This window comes from Pantoea phytostimulans, from assembly GCF_046118715.1.
GTDB lineage: Bacteria > Pseudomonadota > Gammaproteobacteria > Enterobacterales > Enterobacteriaceae > Pantoea > Pantoea phytostimulans.
The window spans coordinates 2,755,422-2,774,534 of sequence record NZ_CP173698.1 but is presented as its reverse complement, the minus strand read 5'-3'; the positions used below and the strand labels follow the sequence as shown (position 1 = coordinate 2,774,534).

At 53.1% G+C, this 19,113-nt stretch carries 15 protein-coding genes; 12 read left to right on the top strand and 3 right to left on the bottom strand.

Going from position 1 to position 19,113, the window contains the following annotated elements:
• Window positions 1–28: 28 nt before the first annotated feature.
• From gntR to gntU, 3 genes are all read left to right on the top strand, one after another.
• Complete coding sequence (gene gntR, locus ACF2G4_RS13010; protein ID WP_243079873.1) at window positions 29–1,024, top strand: gluconate operon transcriptional repressor GntR; 996 nt, start codon at window positions 29–31, stop codon at window positions 1,022–1,024.
• 138 nt (window positions 1,025–1,162) lie between these two features.
• Window positions 1,163–1,699 (top strand): gluconokinase, encoded by a 537-nt coding sequence (gntK, locus tag ACF2G4_RS13005; RefSeq protein WP_215845365.1) that lies wholly within the window; start codon window positions 1,163–1,165, stop codon window positions 1,697–1,699.
• A gap of 3 nt (window positions 1,700–1,702) precedes the next feature.
• A complete protein-coding gene (gene gntU, locus ACF2G4_RS13000; protein WP_243079872.1) occupies window positions 1,703–3,043 on the top strand; it encodes a gluconate transporter in 1,341 nt (446 codons plus the stop codon).
• Window positions 3,044–3,277: 234 nt separating this feature from the next.
• On the opposite strand, the gene ACF2G4_RS12995 is transcribed toward gntU, so the two are convergent.
• Both ACF2G4_RS12995 and ACF2G4_RS12990 read right to left on the bottom strand, forming a co-directional pair.
• Window positions 3,278–3,871, bottom strand: coding sequence for a YhgN family NAAT transporter (locus tag ACF2G4_RS12995; protein WP_409074936.1), 594 nt, complete (start codon window positions 3,869–3,871; stop codon window positions 3,278–3,280).
• A gap of 73 nt (window positions 3,872–3,944) precedes the next feature.
• Window positions 3,945–4,172, bottom strand: a complete 228-nt coding sequence (locus tag ACF2G4_RS12990) for a hypothetical protein (protein WP_409074935.1) — start codon at window positions 4,170–4,172, stop codon at window positions 3,945–3,947.
• A gap of 43 nt (window positions 4,173–4,215) precedes the next feature.
• On the opposite strand from ACF2G4_RS12990, the gene asd reads away from it, so the two are divergent.
• The 6 genes from asd to glgP all read left to right on the top strand — a co-directional run bounded on the left by asd (window position 4,216) and on the right by glgP (window position 15,110).
• Complete coding sequence (gene asd / locus ACF2G4_RS12985) at window positions 4,216–5,325, top strand: aspartate-semialdehyde dehydrogenase (RefSeq protein WP_409074934.1); 1,110 nt, start codon at window positions 4,216–4,218, stop codon at window positions 5,323–5,325.
• A gap of 359 nt (window positions 5,326–5,684) precedes the next feature.
• Window positions 5,685–7,868: a 1,4-alpha-glucan branching enzyme gene (gene glgB / locus ACF2G4_RS12980; RefSeq protein WP_215845369.1), complete on the top strand. Its 2,184-nt coding sequence runs from the start codon at window positions 5,685–5,687 to the stop codon at window positions 7,866–7,868.
• Window positions 7,865–9,847, top strand: a complete 1,983-nt coding sequence (gene glgX / locus ACF2G4_RS12975) for a glycogen debranching protein GlgX (RefSeq protein WP_409074933.1) — start codon at window positions 7,865–7,867, stop codon at window positions 9,845–9,847. The genes glgB and glgX overlap by 4 nt, the downstream gene beginning before the upstream one ends.
• A 10-nt stretch (window positions 9,848–9,857) precedes the next feature.
• Window positions 9,858–11,150 (top strand): glucose-1-phosphate adenylyltransferase, encoded by a 1,293-nt coding sequence (glgC, locus tag ACF2G4_RS12970; RefSeq protein ID WP_215845371.1) that lies wholly within the window; start codon window positions 9,858–9,860, stop codon window positions 11,148–11,150.
• Window positions 11,151–11,211: 61 nt separating this feature from the next.
• Window positions 11,212–12,645: a glycogen synthase GlgA gene (gene glgA, locus ACF2G4_RS12965; RefSeq protein WP_215845372.1), complete on the top strand. Its 1,434-nt coding sequence runs from the start codon at window positions 11,212–11,214 to the stop codon at window positions 12,643–12,645.
• 17 nt (window positions 12,646–12,662) lie between these two features.
• A complete protein-coding gene (gene glgP, locus ACF2G4_RS12960; RefSeq protein WP_243079869.1) occupies window positions 12,663–15,110 on the top strand; it encodes a glycogen phosphorylase in 2,448 nt (815 codons plus the stop codon).
• Window positions 15,111–15,234: 124 nt separating this feature from the next.
• Here the strand turns inward: glgP and glpD are convergent, their stop codons facing one another.
• Window positions 15,235–16,734, bottom strand: coding sequence for a glycerol-3-phosphate dehydrogenase (glpD, locus tag ACF2G4_RS12955; RefSeq protein WP_243079868.1), 1,500 nt, complete (start codon window positions 16,732–16,734; stop codon window positions 15,235–15,237).
• A gap of 228 nt (window positions 16,735–16,962) precedes the next feature.
• Between glpD and glpE the strand changes: the two genes are divergently transcribed.
• The 3 genes from glpE to ACF2G4_RS12940 are packed head-to-tail and all read left to right on the top strand — an operon-like array spanning window position 16,963 to window position 18,952.
• Window positions 16,963–17,289: a thiosulfate sulfurtransferase GlpE gene (glpE, locus tag ACF2G4_RS12950; protein ID WP_215845374.1), complete on the top strand. Its 327-nt coding sequence runs from the start codon at window positions 16,963–16,965 to the stop codon at window positions 17,287–17,289.
• 32 nt (window positions 17,290–17,321) lie between these two features.
• Window positions 17,322–18,152, top strand: a complete 831-nt coding sequence (gene glpG / locus ACF2G4_RS12945; RefSeq protein ID WP_215845375.1) for a rhomboid family intramembrane serine protease GlpG — start codon at window positions 17,322–17,324, stop codon at window positions 18,150–18,152.
• A 41-nt stretch (window positions 18,153–18,193) separates the two neighbouring features.
• Entirely contained in the window at window positions 18,194–18,952 is a 759-nt protein-coding gene (locus tag ACF2G4_RS12940) for a DeoR/GlpR family transcriptional regulator (protein WP_215845376.1), read from the top strand.
• Window positions 18,953–19,113 lie beyond the last annotated feature (161 nt).

Below are 19,113 nucleotides of genomic sequence, written 5' to 3'. Positions count from 1 at the left end.
AGCTTTCAGCTGACTCCAGGCGCTTACGATGAAGAAAAAAAGACCGGTATTACAGGACGTTGCCGATCGCGTCGGCATTACTAAAATGACCGTCAGCCGCTACCTGCGCAATCCCCAGCAGGTCTCCGCTGCGCTGGGCGAGAAGATCGCCGTGGCGCTGGATGAGCTCGGTTATATCCCCAATCGCGCCCCCGATATGCTTTCTAACGCCACCAGTCGCGCCATCGGCGTGCTGCTGCCTTCGCTGACCAATCAGGTATTTGCCGATGTACTGCGTGGTATCGAAGCCGTTACCGATGAAGCGGGCTACCAGACGCTGGTGGCGCACTTTGGCTATAACCCGCAAAAAGAGGAGTTGCAGCTACGATCGCTGTTGGGCTGGAATATTGATGGGGTGATCCTGACGGAACGCAGCCATACGCCGGGCACGCTGCGTATGCTTGAAGTGGCGGGGATCCCGGTCATAGAAGTGATGGACAGCGTTACGCCTTGCCTGGATATGGCGGTGGGTTTTGACAATGTCGAAGCGGCACGTCAGATGACACAGGCTATCCTGAATAAAGGCCATCGACACACCGTCTATTTAGGTGCTCGCCTTGATGAACGTACGTTGCAAAAGCAGCGTGGCTACGAAAAAGCGATGCAGGAAGCGGGCCTCACGCCGCACAGCGTGATGATGGAAGATGCTTCTTCGTTCAGTGCCGGTGGTGAGTTGTTATGTGAAGCGCAACGTCTTTACCCTGAAACAGACAGCCTGTTTTGTACCAATGATGACCTGGCGGTTGGTGCGATGTTTGAGTGCCAGCGTCAGGGATTACACGTGCCGACACAAATGGCGATTGCTGGATTCCACGGACATGATATTGCGCTAGTGGTGACGCCGCCTTTAGCGACAGTGCTGACGCCACGCGACCGTATGGGACGTGAAGCTGCCGCGCTGTTACTGGCGCGTATTGCGGGCGATCACAGTGTAAGCCAGCCGCTGGATGTGGGTTTTGAAATAGCGGAAGGCGGCAGCATCTGATTCTGTCGAATCTTTGAGTCAGTTCACACTTTTGTGCTTTTCCGGGTAAAAGGGTTGCCAGGCTGTTAAGCGGTCAAGACAATGAGAAATGACATTGTTATCGGTAACATTGGCAATTCCACCTGCCGGAGAAGAAAAATGACAACGCACTCCCCGTCGCATCACGTCTTTATCCTGATGGGCGTTTCAGGCAGCGGCAAATCTGCCGTCGCCAACCAGGTTTCGCATCAACTGAATACCGCCTTTCTCGACGGTGATTTTCTCCATCCGCGTGCCAACATCATGAAAATGGCAGAGGGTCATCCGCTGGATGACAACGATCGCCAGCCGTGGCTACAAGCCCTTAATGATGCAGCGTTTGCGATGCAGCGCACCCAAGAGATCTCCATTATTGTCTGCTCCGCGCTGAAAAAGCGTTACCGTGACATCCTGCGTCAGGGCAATGCCAACCTGAGTTTTGTCTACCTGAAAGGGGATTTCGATACCATCGAGTCACGCCTGAAAGCGCGCAAAGGCCACTTCTTCAAGCCGCAAATGCTGGTGACGCAGTTCGCCACGCTGGAAGAGCCGGGCAGTGACGAGCCGGACGTACTATCAGTGAATATTGATCATTCACTCGACGAGGTTGTAGCGGCTACGGTTGCGACCATCAAGGAAGCAATCAATCAAGGCTAGGCAATGAATACCGCAACACTCGTTTTGACGGCAGCAGGCTCAGTCCTGCTGCTGCTGTTTTTGGTGATGAAAGCCCGCATGCATGCTTTTGTTGCTTTGATGATTGTCTCTGTGGGGGCGGGTTTGTTTTCCGGCATGCCGCTGGATCAAATCGCTGAAACCATGCAGAAAGGGATGGGCGGTACGCTCGGTTTTTTGGCCATTGTCGTGGCGTTGGGCGCAATGTTCGGCAAAATTTTGCATGAAACTGGCGCAGTTGACCAAATCGCCATTCGCATGTTGAAAGCTTTTGGCGAAAGCCGTGCGCACTACGCGATGGGTATCGCAGGATTGATCTGTGCGCTGCCGCTGTTTTTTGAAGTCGCGGTGGTGTTGCTGATCAGCATCGCTTTCGCGGTGGCACGTCGCACTCAAGGTAATCTGGTGAAACTGGTGATCCCGCTGTTTGCGGGCGTTGCGGCGGCGGCGGCTTTTCTACTGCCGGGACCTGCACCAATGTTGCTGGCTTCACAGATGCACGCCGATTTCGGCTGGATGATTTTGCTGGGCCTATGCGCCGCCATTCCGGGCATGTTGATTGCTGGTCCGCTGTTCGGCAACTTCATCGGTAATCACGTGACCTTCAGTTCGCCGCCGGAAGATCATCAACCTGATGTTGATGAAAACAAGCTACCATCCTTTGGTTTTAGCCTGTCGCTGATTTTGTTTCCGCTGGTGTTGGTTGGCCTGAAAACCATTGGCGCGCGCTTTACCACCGAAGGCACTTCGCTGTATCAATGGCTGGAGTTTATTGGCCATCCGTTTATTGCGATTTTACTGGCTTGCCTGGTGGCGATTTATGGTCTGGCTTATCGTCAGGGCATGGACAAAGAGAAGGTGATGCAGGTATGCGGCAGTGCGCTGCAACCGGCGGGGATTATTCTGCTGGTGATTGGTGCGGGCGGTGTATTTAAGCAGGTGCTGGTCGATTCTGGCGTGGGCCCGGTGTTGGGCAATGCGCTGACCGGAGCTGGTCTGCCGATCGCGCTGGCCTGTTTTATTCTCTCTGGGGCGGTACGTGTGATTCAAGGTTCGGCGACCGTCGCGTGCTTAACCACGGTGGGGTTGATCATGCCGGTGATTGAGCCACTGCATTACAGTGGCGCGCAGCTGGCTGCATTGTCGATTTGTATTGGCGGCGGGTCGATCATTATCAGTCACGTGAATGATGCGGGTTTCTGGCTGTTCGGGCGCTTTACCGGTGCCAGCGAAGCGGAAACATTGAAAACGTGGACGTTGATGGAAACCATCCTCGGCACGGTCGGTGCCATTGTCGGTATGATCGCGTTTACGTTGTTGTCGTAATGAGGCATCGTTTGTCCCCCACCTCGGTCTTCTCAAGTGCGAGGTCGTTTGTCCCCCATCCCGGCCTTCCCCCGCATCGCGGGGGAAGGAGACGCTGCCACATGCCGTCTCATCACTAACATAAAGCAGCATCTTCCTCCCCCATAAATGGGGGAGGACTGAGGTGGGGGACAGCGCGCAGAGGCCAATAACGCGCAGAAGCCAATAACATGCAGTAAGCAAAACCTACCCAAACTACAACTTTAAATAAACCCGAATCCCATCCAAAAACATCTGCGTTGCCAGCATGATCAGAATTAATCCCATCAGACGTTCCAGCGCATTCACACCTTTATCACCCAGTAACCGCAGAAACAGGCCTGACAACAGCAGGATTACCACCGTAGCGCCCCAGGCGATCAGCAGCGCGCCTACCAGATACGACATTTGATGGGGATATTGATGCGATAGCAGCATCAAGGTTGCCAGCAGTGAAGGGCCTGCAACCAGCGGAATCGCCAGCGGTACCAGAAAGGGTTCTTCTCCCGCAGACAAACCGGTGCTGCTGCTTTCAGGAGAAGGGAAAATCATTTTTATTGCGATCAGGAACAGGATCACGCCACCCGAAATTGAAACGGTTTCCGTACGCAGATTCAAAAACGCCAGGATGCGTTCACCCGCAAACAGAAACAGCAACATAATTGCCAGGGCGATCAGCATTTCGCGGATCAACACAATACGCCGCCGCTTGGGTTCCAGATGCTTCAAAACCGACATAAAAATCGGTAAATTGCCCAGCGGATCCATAATTAGCCACAATAATATTGTCGCAGAGATCATTTCAGTCATTCGTTTTACATCATCTTATTGTCGATAAATTACTATTATTAGGTGCGCTGCTGAAAAAGTTAGCGCCATCGAATTAATTCACTTGCCAGATGTGCTGCATTTTGTAGAGTTGGTCGTCATATACCCTACAGACTTCACGCCGCCGGTGCGTTGGCTGCACGACTTCACCCCAGTCACTTACCAGAGTAAGCGCTTGGGGCTGAATCAGCTTGCCGCCTTCCTGCAACGCGAAGTCTGTAGGGTAACGGCAATTCTCATTATTACGCAGAGTGGAGTGAAAGTGGCATTCCGCTCTTCCCATCGATAAAAGTCAGGTCGTTAACACAGCCTGAGACGGACACAACATGAAGAATGTAGGTTTAGTTGGTTGGCGCGGTATGGTCGGCTCTGTGCTGATGTCCCGCATGATCGAAGAACGCGATTTTGATGTCATCAATCCGGTCTTCTTCTCCACCTCGCAGCATGGTCAGGCGGCGCCAGAGTTTGGCGGTAAACACCATGGCACGCTGCAGGATGCGTTTGATATCGATGCACTAAAGGCGCTGGATATCATTATTACCTGCCAGGGCGGCGACTATACCAGTGAAGTTTATCCTAAGCTGCGCGCCAGCGGCTGGAAAGGTTACTGGATTGATGCGGCGTCCACGCTGCGTATGAAAGAGGATGCCATCATCATCCTCGATCCGGTAAACCAACAGGTTATTCGTCAGGGCATTGACAGTGGTCTCAATACCTTTGTCGGCGGGAACTGTACCGTAAGCCTGATGCTAATGTCGCTCGGCGGTCTGTTTGCGCAAAATCTGGTTGAGTGGGCCTCGGTGGCGACTTATCAAGCTGCATCAGGTGGCGGTGCGCGTCACATGCGCGAACTGCTGACACAAATGGGCATGTTGCACGATCATGTAGCGAAATCGCTGCAGAATCCCGCCTCCGCGATTCTTGATATCGAACGTAGCGTGACTGACTTCACTCGCTCCGGCACGCTGCCAACCGATAACTTCGGCGTGCCGCTGGCGGGCAGCCTGATTCCATGGATCGACAAGCAGTTGGACAATGGCCAGAGCCGCGAAGAGTGGAAAGGCCAGGCCGAAACCAACAAGATTCTGGGCACGCAGCACACTATTCCAGTCGATGGCTTGTGCGTGCGCGTCGGCGCGCTGCGCTGCCACAGTCAGGCATTTACCCTGAAGCTGAAAAAAGACCTGCCGCTGGCCGAAATTGAACAACTGCTGGCTTCGCACAATGAATGGGTAAAAGTCGTGCCAAACGATCGTGAATTAACGATGCGTGAACTCACGCCTGCCGCTGTCACCGGCACGCTGACTACGCCAGTGGGTCGCTTGCGCAAGCTCAATATGGGACCGGAATACCTTTCCGCCTTTACGGTTGGCGATCAACTGTTGTGGGGCGCTGCTGAACCGCTGCGTCGTATGCTGCGCCTGCTGGTCGACTAATTCTGAAAACCTCTTTCAAAGGCCGAAAAACTTCGGCCTTTTCTCTTTTTATCCTGTAATAAGTCAATTAGCTTGCCTCCCGGAAGTGATCCGCTTCCCCTTTTTGTCTGTTAGTTAATAATTTTTTTGGTTTCTTCCCTGGCAACTTCTCTCGCCAAGCTATGATTTAACAATGATGTGCCGCTAGTAAACTGTTTTGATTTTTGAACTGAATGGTTGTTGTACACGGCAAAGACTCTTTCCCACGGACTGGCTTATCTCCCTTGCCGTTGTACTCATGGCTCAATGAAGAGCAGTGCATCTGTTGCGCGAGACAAGTCGCATCCATTTCGCCTGCCAAATATCACAGGAAGAAAGTCATGTCAGAGCTTCCCGATCGCCAGGCGATCAATGCCCTGTTTGCGGGTAATTACGCCGATCCCTTTTCGTTATTAGGGATGCACCAGACTGAGCAAGGACTTGAAGTGCGAGCCTTGCTACCCGAAGCCTCGGAAGTCTGGGTTATTGAAACCAACACCGGGCGCAAACTGGCCCAACTGAAATGTGTCGATTCGCGTGGCTTTTTTAGCGGCGTGATTCCGCGTCGTAAAAAGCCGTTTCGCTATCAGCTGGCGGTAAACTGGCACGGCCAGCAAAATTTACTGGATGATGCTTATCGCTTTGGCCCGCTGCTGGAAGAGATGGATGCGTGGTTGCTGGCGGAAGGGACGCATTTACGTCCTTATGAAACCTTAGGCGCACACGGCGCGGTGATAGATGGCGTTAACGGTACGCGCTTTTGCGTCTGGGCGCCGAATGCACGCCGCGTTTCGGTGGTAGGCGATTTCAACTTCTGGGATGGACGTCGTCACCCGATGCGCCTGCGTCAGGAGATGGGCATCTGGGAACTGTTTGTTCCCGGCGCGTTTAACGGTCAGCTCTACAAATTTGAAATCATCGATGCCAACGACAAGCTGCGCATCAAAGCTGATCCCTTTGCCTTTGAAGCGCAGATGCGTCCAGAAACCGCGTCAATGATTTGTGGCCTGCCCAACAAAGTGGAGATGAGTGCCGAGCGCAAAGCCGCCAATGCTTTCGACCAGCCTATCTCAATCTATGAAGTGCATCTGGGCTCCTGGCGTCGTCACACCGACAACAATTTCTGGCTGAGTTACAAAGAGCTCTCTGAGCAGCTGATTCCCTACGTCAAAGAGATGGGTTTTACCCACCTTGAATTGCTGCCGATTAACGAACATCCGTTTGATGGAAGTTGGGGGTATCAGCCGCTGGGTATGTACGCACCAACGCGTCGCTTTGGTGCGCGCGATGAATTCCGTGACTTCATCGCCAGCGCTCATGAGGCGGGCCTGAACGTGCTGCTGGATTGGGTGCCGGGCCATTTCCCTAGCGATGATTTTGGTTTAGCGAAATTTGACGGCACCGAACTCTACGAGCACAGCGATCCGCGTGAAGGCTATCATCAAGACTGGAACACGCTGATTTATAACTTCGGTCGCCGTGAAGTCAGTAATTACCTCTCCGGCAACGCGCTGTACTGGCTGGAGCGGTTTGGCATTGATGGATTGCGCGTAGATGCGGTGGCATCAATGATTTACCGCGACTACAGCCGCGCTGAAGGTGAATGGGTTCCCAATCATTTCGGTGGCCGTGAAAACCTCGAAGCCATTACCTTCTTACGTTACACCAACCGTACGTTGGGCCATGCGGCAGAAGGCACGATCACCATGGCGGAAGAGTCCACCGATTTCCCTGGCGTTTCACGTCCACCGGAAAGTGGCGGATTGGGCTTCTGGTTCAAATGGAATCTCGGTTGGATGCACGACACGCTGGACTACATGAAACTCGATCCGGTGCATCGTCGTTTTCATCACAATCTGATGAGCTTCGGCATGATGTACAACTACACCGAAAACTTTGTGTTGCCGCTGTCGCACGATGAAGTGGTACATGGCAAGCGCTCTATTCTGGATCGCATGCCGGGCGATGCATGGCAAAAATTTGCCAATCTGCGGGCTTATTACGGCTGGATGTGGGCGTTTCCCGGTAAAAAGCTGCAGTTCATGGGCAATGAATTTGCCCAAGGCAGAGAGTGGAATCACGATACCAGCCTCGACTGGCATCTGCTGGAAGGCGAAGACAACTGGCACCACGGCGTACATCGCCTGGTGCGCGACCTTAACTTCACTTATCGCCACTACACGCAGCTCTATCAGCTTGACTACGATCCGGCAGGCTTTGAGTGGCTAGTGGTTGATGACGCTGAAAATTCGGTATTTGTGTTTATCCGCCGCGATCGTGAAGGTAACGAGATGATTGTTGCCAGTAACTTCACGCCAGTTACGCGTCCCGGTTACCGTTTTGGTGTGAATCAAGCGGGCAACTGGCGCGAGGTGCTTAACACCGACCAGCACGAATATCATGGCAGCGATGTACGTAACCATTTAGTGCATACCGATCAGATTGAAAGCCATGGACGACCACAATCGCTGAGTCTGAGTCTGCCACCGCTTGCTACTGTGTGGCTGGTGCGGGAGGCCGAATGACATTAAGACCCGGTCAGCCTGAACCGTTAGGTGCTGTTTACGATGGTAAAGGGGTTAACTTTACCCTGTTTTCACAGCATGCCGAACGCGTCGAACTTTGTCTGTTTGATGATCATGGCGTTGAACACCGTTTTGACTTGCCGGGCCGCACTGAAGATATCTGGCACGGCTATTTTCCTGCGCTTAAACCAGGCCAGCGCTATGGCTATCGCGTTCATGGCCCTTGGGCACCGCAAAAAGGGCATCGCTTTAATCCGGCTAAGCTGTTGGTGGATCCTTGTGCCCGCGAGGTGGTGGGCGATGTACCGGATGATCCGCGTTTTCAAAGTGGTGAAGTTGAACCCGATCCCTTGGATAACGCGGCGATAGCGCCTAAGTCGCTAGTGGTAGCGGAAGATTTCGACTGGGAAGATGATATTGCACCTCGCACGCCGTGGGGAAAAACGGTTATTTATGAAGCTCACGTGCGTGGGTTAACCCTCCAGCACCCGGATATTCCGGAAACGCTGCGCGGGACTTACGCGGCGCTAGGCCATCCTGTTATGGTGGATTATCTCAGCCACCTTGGCATCACCGCCATCGAACTGCTGCCGATTGCCCACTTTGCCAGCGAGCCGCGTTTGCTGCGGCTTGGATTAAGCAATTATTGGGGCTACAACCCGTTTGCACTTTGGGCTGTCGACCCACGTTACGCCGCTGGGCAGGATGGTGTAACGCCTTTGCAGGAGTTCCAACAGGCGGTGAAAAATCTGCACGCCGCGGGTATTGAAGTGCTGCTGGACGTGGTGTTTAACCACACCGCAGAACTGCACGAGGCGGGCCCAACGATCTCGATGCGTGGTATCGACAATGCCAGCTATTACTGGCTCAACGAGCAGGGCGATTACGAAAACTGGACCGGCTGTGGCAACACAGTCAACCTTAATCATCCGCGGGTAATGGAATGGACGCTGGAAGCGCTGCGCTATTGGGTACGCGTTTGCCACGTTGATGGTTTCCGTTTTGACCTCGCTACGGTAATGGGCCGCACACCCGATTACCAGCGCGATGCGCCGCTATTCGAGGCGATACGCGCTTGCCCGCTGCTGTCGACGTGCAAATTGATTGCCGAGCCTTGGGATATCGGTCCCCACGGTTATCAGGTGGGTAACTATCCGCAGCCCTTTGCTGAATGGAACGATCAGTTTCGTGATACTGCGCGCCGCTATTGGCTACGCGGCGAAATGAGCAACAGTGATTTTGTCCGGCGCTTTGCGGCTTCCAGCGATCTTTATCAGCGTGAGGCAAGGCAACCTCATGCCACGATTAATCTCATTACCGCCCATGACGGTTTTACGCTGTGCGATCTGGTGAGCTTCAACAATAAACATAACGAAGCCAACGGCGAAGACAACCGCGACGGTCATGGCAGTAACTTTAGCCACAATCACGGCAAAGAAGGGCTTAGCGTTAGCTTCGATGTCATTGAGCGCCGACGCCTCAGCGTGCATGGCTTACTCACCACACTGCTGCTGTCGCAAGGCACACCTATGCTGTTGGCTGGCGATGAGCGTGGCAACAGCCAACACGGAAACAACAACGCTTATTGTCAGGACAACGCGCTCAGTTGGCTTGACTGGCAGGAAGGCGATAACGGCTTGGTCGATTTCACCGCTGCATTGATCCATCTGCGCCAGCGCATTCCCGCGCTGACCAAGGATCGCTGGTGGCAGCCGGGTGACGACAATGTGCAGTGGCTCAATGCCAGCGGCAAACCACTGCAGCACGAAGAATGGACGCAGGGGGCGCATAGATTGCAGATCCTGCTCTCCGGCCGCTGGTTAATAACAATAAACGCCACGGAATCGGTGAGTGATATCGCCTTACCAGACGGAGAATGGCGTGCCCTTCCTCCTTTCGCCGGGGACGATAACCCCATTTTGTTAACTGTCTGGCATGGTCCCGCACACGGTGTGTGCGTGTTCCAAAAGCAATCATAAGGAGTCAGACATGGTTAAATTAGATAGAACAGAACACCTGATGTTGGCCCGCCAACTCCCTTCACAAACGGTGGCCCTGATCCTCGCGGGAGGACGCGGTACGCGCCTGGTCGATCTGACGGCAAAACGTGCCAAACCCGCGGTGCATTTCGGTGGCAAGTTTCGCATCATCGACTTTGCGCTTTCCAACTGCGTCAACTCCGGCATCCGCCGCATTGGCGTTATCACTCAATACCAGTCGCATACGCTAACCCAGCATATTCAGCGTGGCTGGTCGATCTTCAACGAAGAGATGAATGAGTTTGTGGATTTGCTGCCAGCGCAGCAGCGTTTAGCCACCGACCAATGGTATCGCGGCACCGCCGATGCTGTGACCCAAAATCTTGACGTCATTCGTCGCTATCAGGCGCAATACATCGTGATTCTTGCCGGGGACCATATTTATAAAATGGATTACTCGCGCATGCTGTTGGATCACGTGGGCAAAGAGGCGAAATGCACCATCGCCTGTTTACCGGTGCCGGTGCATGAAGCGACGGCATTCGGCGTGATGGCGGTAGATGAAGAGAATATGGTGGTGGATTTTGTTGAGAAACCGCCAAAACCGCCGACCATGCCGGGTGATGACACCAAGGCATTGGCCAGCATGGGCGTCTACGTTTTTAACGCAGATTATCTTTATCAACTGCTAGAAGAAGACTTACAGGAACCTAATTCGAATCACGATTTTGGTAAGGATATTTTGCCAAAAATCGTGGCGAGCGGCGAAGGTTATGCCCATTCGTTTGTGCTCTCCTGTGTGCAAAACGATGACAACGCGCCGCCTTATTGGCGCGATGTGGGGACGCTGGAAGCTTACTGGCGTGCCAACCTCGACCTGGCTTCGGTAACACCTGAGTTGGATATGTATGACTCTACCTGGCCAATACGCACGCATATGGAACCGCTGCCGCCTGCCAAGTTTGTGCAGGATCGATCCGGTAGCCACGGCATGACCATGAATTCGTTGGTCTCCGGCGGCTGCATTATCTCCGGCTCAGTGGTGGTGAACTCCGTGCTTTTCCCACGCGTGCGCGTTAATTCTTTTTGCAATATCGATTCCACCGTGCTGCTGCCTGATGTGGTAGTGAGCCGATCCTGTCGTCTGCGCCGCTGTGTGATTGACCGCGCCTGCGTGCTGCCAGAAGGGATGGTGATTGGTGAAAATCCAGATGAAGACAGTCGCCGGTTTCACCGTTCGGAAGAGGGCATCGTACTGGTTACCCGCGCCATGTTGGCCAAATTGGCTACTGCGGGGCAGTAAGCGATAAGCGGCACACGCAATCGGCACGCGGATCGTGTCTGATAACTTAATGAGGTCGAGGATGCAGGTTTTACATGTCTGTTCAGAACTTTTTCCGCTGCTAAAAACTGGCGGGTTGGCTGATGTAGTCGGGGCATTACCTCAAGCACAAATTGCAGGTGGAACGGATACGCGGGTGCTGCTTCCCGCGTTTCCTGCATTGCGTAAAGGCATTCCTGATACACAAGTCGTTGCCGAGCTACAGACCTTTGCGGGTCCTGTAAGCTTACTTTTTGGACAGTTCGATGGTGTGGGTATTTATTTAATCGATGCGCCCGGACTTTATAACCGACCGGGAAGTCCGTATCACGACGAATCGCAGTTCGCCTATGTCGATAACTATATGCGTTTTGCGCTACTGGGTTGGATGGGGTGCGAGCTGGCGTGTGGGCTTGATCCTTACTGGCGTCCTGACATTGTGCATGCGCACGACTGGCATGCGGGACTCACCTGCGCCTACATGGAAGCGCGCGGGCGTCCGGCAAAATCGGTGTTTACGGTGCACAACCTGGCGTATCAAGGCTTGTTCTCTGCGCATCACATGGCCGAGATTCAGCTGCCGCAGTCGTTTTTCAACATGCACGGCCTTGAATTTTTTGGCCAAATTTCTTTTCTTAAAGCTGGGCTGTTTTATGCCGATCATATTACGGCAGTGAGTCCAACTTATGCGCATGAGATTACCTCGGCAGAGTTTGGTTACGGCATGGAAACCTTGCTGGCGCAGCGCATGCTCGAAGGGCGGTTGAGTGGCATCTTAAATGGCGTGGATCCCTCCATTTGGGATCCGGCGCACGATCTACTGCTCAGTGCCCGCTACAACCGCGACACGCTGGAAGCCAAAGCAGAAAACAAGCGCCAGCTGCAGGTCGCGATGGGGTTGAAAGTGGATGAAAAAGCCCCGGTGTTTGCCGTCATCAGCCGCCTGACGCGGCAGAAAGGGCTGGATTTAGTGCTCGAAGCGTTGCCCGGCCTGCTGGCGCAGGGTGGACAGCTGGTGCTGCTTGGTCAGGGCGATGCGGAATTGCAGCAGGGCTTTTTAGCGGCGGCAGCGGAGCATCCTGGCAGCGTAGGGGTACAAATTGGTTATCACGAAGCCTTCTCCCACCGCATTGTTGGCGGTGCAGACGTCATCATGGTGCCAAGCCGTTTCGAACCCTGCGGACTTACGCAACTTTATGGATTGAAATATGGCACCTTGCCGCTGGTAAGAAGAACCGGTGGTTTGGCGGATACGGTTAACGACAGTTCTCTGGAAAATCTGGCAGACGGCATCGCCAGCGGTTTTAGTTTTGAAGACAGTAACGCCTGGTCACTTTTACGGGCGATTAGACGCGCTTTTGTACTGTGGTCCCGTCCCTCGCTCTGGCGTTATGTCCAGCGTCAGGCGATGGGAATGGATTTTAGCTGGCAGGTGGCAGCGCAAGCCTACCGCGACCTTTACCAACGTTTGTTGTAACGGATGGGATACTGGATATGAATGCACCTTTCACTTACGCCTCACCGACGTTGACGGTTGATGCTTTAAAGCACTCGATTGCCTATAAGCTGATGTTCACCATTGGTAAAGATCCTTCCATTGCCAATAAGCATGAGTGGCTCAACGCCGCGCTGCTGGCGGTACGCGATCGCATGGTTGAACGCTGGCTGCGTTCCAGCCGTGCTCAGCTATCGCAGGATGTACGCCAGGTTTATTACCTGTCGATGGAGTTTCTGATGGGCCGCACGTTGGGGAATGCGCTGTTGTCGATGGGCATTTATGACGATCTTAGCCAGGCATTAGACGAAATGGGTCTCGATCTGGCTGAACTCATGGAAGAGGAGAACGATCCGGGCTTAGGTAATGGCGGGTTAGGCCGTTTGGCTGCTTGCTTCCTCGATTCTCTCGCCACTTTGGGCATGCCAGGCCGCGGTTATGGCATTCGCTACGATTACGGCATGTTCAAACAGAACATTGTGGATGGCGAGCAGAAAGAGTCGCCCGATTACTGGCTGGAATATGGTAATCCGTGGGAATTTCAACGTTTCAACACCCGATACAAAGTGCGTTTCGGTGGACGTATTCAGCATGAGGGCACCAAGGTGCGTTGGCTGGAAACGGAAGAGATCCTGGCGATGGCTTACGATCAAATCATTCCTGGTTTTGACACCGACGCGACCAACACGCTGCGATTGTGGGGAGCGCAGGCCAGTAATGAAATCAACCTGGGCAAGTTCAATCAGGGTGATTACTTTGCGGCAGTTGAAGATAAGAACCATTCAGAAAACGTCTCGCGCGTGCTCTATCCCGATGATTCAACCTATTCTGGGCGTGAGCTGCGTTTACGTCAGGAGTATTTCCTGGTGTCGGCAACGGTGCAGGATATTCTTAATCGTCACTGGCGCATGCATCAAACGTGGGACAATCTCGCGGATAAAATCGCCATTCACCTCAATGACACGCATCCCGTGTTAGCGATTCCTGAACTGATGCGCCTGTTAATTGATGAGCACAAGTTCACGTGGGACAACGCGTTTGAAGTGATTTGTCAGGTCTTCTCCTACACCAACCATACGTTGATGACGGAAGCGCTGGAAACCTGGCCAGTGGACATGATCGGCAAAATTCTGCCGCGCCATCTTGGCATCATCTTTGAGATCAACGATTACTTCCTGAAAACCATTCAGGACTATTACCCAGATGACTGGGAATTGCTGTCGCGCATCTCCATTATCGATGAAAAAGATGGCCGACGAATTCGCATGGCGTGGCTGGCGGTGGTGGTGAGCCATAAAGTTAACGGCGTCTCGGAATTGCACTCTAATCTGATGGTGCAGTCGCTGTTTGCTGATTTCTCGCGTCTATTCCCTGGGCGTTTCTGCAATAAAACCAATGGTGTAACGCCGCGTCGCTGGCTGGCGTTGGCTAACCCAGCGCTGTCTGACGTGTTAGATGACGAGATTGGTCGTAACTGGCGTACCGAACTGAGCCAGTTAAATGAGTTGAAAGCGCAGATTGATTACCCGGCCTTTATCAAAAAAGTGGCTGATGCCAAATACCAGAACAAGCGTCGCTTAGCGGATTGGGTTGCCAAAAATCTTGATGTGGTGCTCGATCCTAATGCGCTGTTTGATGTGCAGATCAAGCGTATTCACGAATACAAACGTCAGTTGCTCAACGTGTTGCACGTGATTACCCGTTACAACCGAATTAAAGCTGAGCCGGATGGAGATTGGGTGCCGCGCGTCAATATCTTCGCCGGTAAAGCCGCGTCGGCCTATTACGTCGCGAAGCACATTATCCATTTGATCAACGATGTCGCGAAGGTGATCAACAACGATCCGCAGGTAAAGAACAAGCTGAAAGTGGTGTTTATTCCCAACTACAGCGTGAGTCTGGCGCAGATCATTATTCCCGCCGCCGATCTCTCTGAGCAGATCTCTACCGCAGGAACAGAAGCCTCGGGCACCAGTAACATGAAGTTCGCACTCAACGGCGCGCTGACCATTGGGACGCTGGATGGCGCCAATGTTGAAATGCTCGACCATGTTGGTGAAGAGAATATCTTTATTTTCGGTAACACTACGCCGCAGGTCGAAGCGTTGCGCCGGGGAGGTTATAACCCGCGTAAATATTATGAAGAGGATGCGGAGCTGCATCAGGTGCTGACCCAAATTGCCTCGGGCGTATTTAGCCCTTCCGATCCGGGTCGTTATCGTAATCTGTTCGACTCGTTGGTGAATTTCGGCGACCACTATCAACTCCTGGCCGATTATCGTAGCTATGTGGATACGCAGGACAAAGTGGATGCGCTGTATCGTCAGCCGGATGAATGGCAACGTCGCGCCGCGTTAAATATTGCTGGGATGGGTTACTTCTCGTCGGACAGAACGATTCAGGAATATGCGGATGAGATTTGGCACATTGCGCCGGTAAGGTTGTAATCTTGCCGCGTGGATGAGAATCCAGAAGCGTAAAATGCAAAACGCAGAGGACAAAAAGCGTCCTCTGCGTTTTTTTATCGTCTGAATACTCTTCGGCTAACCGAAGAGTGGACGACTCACATTATCATGAAGCCAGCGACAACGCCGGTTTAGCCGCCAGCCACTCAGCCACACGCGCCTGCTGCTCTTTGGTCAGCCACATGCCTTGCTTGGTGCGGCGCCAGATTGCATCATCCAGTTCGCGAACCCATTCGTTCTGCACTAAATAACGCAGCTCTGCTTCATAGAACTCATGACCAAAGTTCTCACCTAAATCTTCCCGGCTTTTCGCGCCTTCTAACAAAACTTCAGTATTGCTGCCATAGGTACGTGAATAATGACGCGCCATGTTTTCACTGATAAACGGATAACGACGACGCAGGCTAGCTGCATAATCTTCACGCGTTCCCGCGATGTTACCGCCTGGCAATACGCAGGTTTTGGTCCAGGCTGGACCCGCATTCGGGAAATACTTGGTCAGTTTTTCCAGCGCATGCTCCGCCAGTTTGCGATAGGTGGTCAGCTTGCCACCAAACACTGACAGCAACGGCGCCTGGCCATTTTCATCACGCACGTCCAGCGTATAGTCGCGAGTGATGGCCTGCGGTGAATCAGATTCATCATCACATAACGGACGCACACCGGAATAAGTCCAAACGATATCGTCAGCAACCAGCTGTTTTTTGAAGTGACCGTTGTACACCTTCAACAGATAATCGATCTCGTTATCATCGATCTTGACGCTTTTCGGATCGCCTTTGTATTCGACGTCGGTGGTGCCGACAATCGAGAACTCATCCATCCACGGAATGACAAATACAATGCGGTTATCTTCGTTCTGCAGGATATAAGCCTGTTTCTCAGTATGAACGCGCGGCACCACAATGTGGCTGCCTTTGATTAAGCGAATACCGTAAGGCGATTTTAGCTTCAGGCCGTCGTCAAAGAACTGTTTCACCCACGGACCCGCCGCGTTCACTAATCCTTTAGCGCGCCAGGTGAAGGTTTTTCCGCTGTCGACATCTTCAGCTTCTACCATCCACAAACCGCCTTCACGCCAGGCACGCGTCACACGAGTACGCGTTTTAACTTCACCGCCGTGCTTCACCACTTCCTGCGCATTTAAGACAACCATGCGCGCATCATCAACCCAGCAGTCGGAATATTCGAATCCGCGCGTGATCTCAGGCTTCAGGGCGGAATCCGCGCCAAAACGCAGGCTTTTGCTGCTGGGTAAGCTGGTGCGCTTACCGAGGTGATCGTACATAAACAGGCCGGTACGAATCATCCATGCTGGACGCAGGTGCGGGCGATGCGGCAGACGAAAGCGCATTGGAAACGCAATGTGTGGCGCCATTTTTAACAGCACTTCACGCTCAGCCAGCGCTTCGCTCACTAAGCGAAACTCGTAGTGCTCAAGGTAGCGCAGGCCACCGTGAATCAGTTTTGAACTGGCAGAAGAGGTCGCGCAAGCCAGATCCCGCGCCTCCAGCATCAGCACCGACAGTCCGCGTCCTGCAGCATCCGCTGCAATGCCGGCACCGTTGATGCCGCCGCCGATCACGATCAGGTCTTTGGTTTCCACGTCATCTCCTCCGATGTTCGGAATAGTTCATTAATGTTCGTTTTCGAGCATAATAATAATCGTAAACCAACATTGATGCCAGCTTTTAACCCGGTAAAAACATTTTTGCGTGATATAGCTAACATTCTGAACGTGAAAAAAATACAAGTCCGCAGTGTTTGTCAGGTTATTGGCGCTAATTCTCGGGTTACACTAAGCGCTAATTGTGACGCAGTAATGAGAGACACCATGGAAACCTTCGAATGTATTGATGTTCAGCAGGCACAGGCGCAGCTGGAGCAGGGCGCGCTGCTGGTGGATATACGCGATCCACAAAGTTTCGCGCTTGGCCACGCTGCGGGAGCCTTGCACCTGTCAAACAGCAACCTCAACGCCTTTATTGCGGATGCCGATCAAACATTACCGGTGTTGGTGATGTGTTATCACGGCAACAGCAGCAAAAGCGCAGCACAATATTTGTTGAGTCAGGGATTTGCGGCGGCTTATAGCATTGATGGCGGTTTTGATGCCTGGCGTGCTGCTTTCCCGATGCAGGTCGCTAACGGCAGCGTTTAAACAGCACATCGTCACATGGAGAGTTACGTATCATGCGCATTACCCAATTCAATCAGCCGCGCATGGCGCAGGCGTTCGTCGATTACATGGCAACGCGCGGCGTTACGCTGCGTATTGAGCACGAAAGCCATTACGTCATCATGTTGGATGATGAAAGCAAACTGTCGATGGTCGAAAACGAACTTCAACAGTTTGTGCACGATCCGAATCATCCACGGTATCGAGCAGCCAGCTGGCACAGCGGCAAAACCGACAGCGGTTTGCGCTATGAGCGCACTAACTTCTGGGCGAATATCCGCGAGCGAGCGGGGCCGCTAACGCTTACTGGAATGGTGGTCTGTATTGCGGTGTTTATTCTGATGCAGATCGTTGGCGACCGTACCGTAATGTACTGGCTCGCCTGGCCAGATGGCCCGGATCAATATCTGGAAGTGTGGCGCTGGTTCAGCCACGCCTTTTTGCATTTTTCGCTGCTGCACATTTTGTTCAACCTGATGTGGTGGTGGTATCTCGGCGGCGCCGTCGAAAAACGGCTAGGCAGCGGTAAGCTGTTTGTCATCCTGCTGATTTCCGCCCTGCTTAGTGGCTGGATGCAGGCTAAATTCAGCGGTATCTGGTTTGGTGGTTTGTCGGGTGTGGTTTACGCCTTGATGGGATATTGCTGGCTACGCGGCGAACGCGATCCCGACAGCGGTATTTACCTCGAACGAGGTTTGATTGGATTCGCCCTTGTCTGGCTAGTGATTGGCTGGTTTGGCGCATTGGGTCTGGCCATTGCCAACGCGGCGCACGTTGCCGGTTTAGTGGTGGGATTAGCCATGGCTTTTGTTGATACGCGCAAAACGAAGCGCCGTCAGGCGTAATAAAAAGAACAGCGGCCACCGGCCGAAAACAGGAGAGCAATGTGAAGCAGACGCAACGTCATGACGCCATTATCGATCTGGTTCGGCGCCAGGGTTATGTCAGTACCGAAGAGCTGGTAGATCACTTCGAAGTGAGCCCGCAAACCATTCGTCGCGATTTGAACGACCTTGCCGATCAAAACAAAATTCAACGCCATCATGGTGGCGCGGCGCTGCCCTCCAGCTCTGAAAATACCGCCTGGCAAGATCGTAAAATGATGTTGTCGGAAGAAAAAGCGCGTATTGCTCAGCGTGTTGCTAGCCAGATCCCGGACGGCGCTACGCTGTTTATCGACATCGGTACCACGCCGGAAGCGGTAGCGCATGCGCTACTCAACCATAACGATTTGCGGGTTGTGACCAACAACCTTAACGTAGCGATGCTGTTAATGGGCAAACCTGATTTCCGGGTGATTATTGCGGGTGGCGAAGTGCGCACCCGCGACGGTGCGGTCATGGGTGAAGCCACGCTGGACTTCATTTCGCAGTTCCGCCTCGATTACGGCATTCTCGGTATCAGCGGCATTGATATGGATGGCTCGCTGCTGGAGTTTGATTATCATGAAGTCCGTACCAAGCGTGCCATCATTGAGAACTCACGCTGCGTCATGCTGGTGGTGGATCACTCTAAATTCGGTCGCAACGCGATGGTTAATCTGGGCAATATGAGCCTGCTCGATTATCTCTACACTGACCAAGCGCCACCTGCCAGCGTATTAAAAGTGATTGAACAACACGAAGTTCACCTCGAACTCTGCTAATCCCCTCAGCGCCAGCATAATGCTGGCGTTTTTCTTTGATTGCTGTCGCTTTTTTTTGCACTCGCGTCTTTACTTAACTCTTCGCTGGCTCGTTGTGGTCAGCCCGTGCGCATGCCGGTTTCGCGTAACCTCCAACGGATTCAGAAGGGAGTGATATGTCG

Bases quoted from the DNA above. Each gene is read 5' to 3' on its own strand.
- ACF2G4_RS12995 (WP_409074936.1), bottom strand. From the start codon at position 3,871: ATGACTGAAATGATCTCTGCGACAATATTATTGTGGCTAATTATGGAT.
- gntU (WP_243079872.1), top strand. From the start codon at position 1,703: ATGAATACCGCAACACTCGTTTTGACGGCAGCAGGCTCAGTCCTGCTG.
- glgC (WP_215845371.1), top strand. From the start codon at position 9,858: ATGGTTAAATTAGATAGAACAGAACACCTGATGTTGGCCCGCCAACTC.
- glpG (WP_215845375.1), top strand. From the start codon at position 17,322: ATGCGCATTACCCAATTCAATCAGCCGCGCATGGCGCAGGCGTTCGTC.
- ACF2G4_RS12990 (WP_409074935.1), bottom strand. From the start codon at position 4,172: ATGGGAAGAGCGGAATGCCACTTTCACTCCACTCTGCGTAATAATGAG.
- glgX (WP_409074933.1), top strand. From the start codon at position 7,865: ATGACATTAAGACCCGGTCAGCCTGAACCGTTAGGTGCTGTTTACGAT.
- gntR (WP_243079873.1), top strand. From the start codon at position 29: ATGAAGAAAAAAAGACCGGTATTACAGGACGTTGCCGATCGCGTCGGC.
- glpE (WP_215845374.1), top strand. From the start codon at position 16,963: ATGGAAACCTTCGAATGTATTGATGTTCAGCAGGCACAGGCGCAGCTG.
- glgB (WP_215845369.1), top strand. From the start codon at position 5,685: ATGTCAGAGCTTCCCGATCGCCAGGCGATCAATGCCCTGTTTGCGGGT.
- glgA (WP_215845372.1), top strand. From the start codon at position 11,212: ATGCAGGTTTTACATGTCTGTTCAGAACTTTTTCCGCTGCTAAAAACT.
- glgP (WP_243079869.1), top strand. From the start codon at position 12,663: ATGAATGCACCTTTCACTTACGCCTCACCGACGTTGACGGTTGATGCT.
- asd (WP_409074934.1), top strand. From the start codon at position 4,216: ATGAAGAATGTAGGTTTAGTTGGTTGGCGCGGTATGGTCGGCTCTGTG.
- gntK (WP_215845365.1), top strand. From the start codon at position 1,163: ATGACAACGCACTCCCCGTCGCATCACGTCTTTATCCTGATGGGCGTT.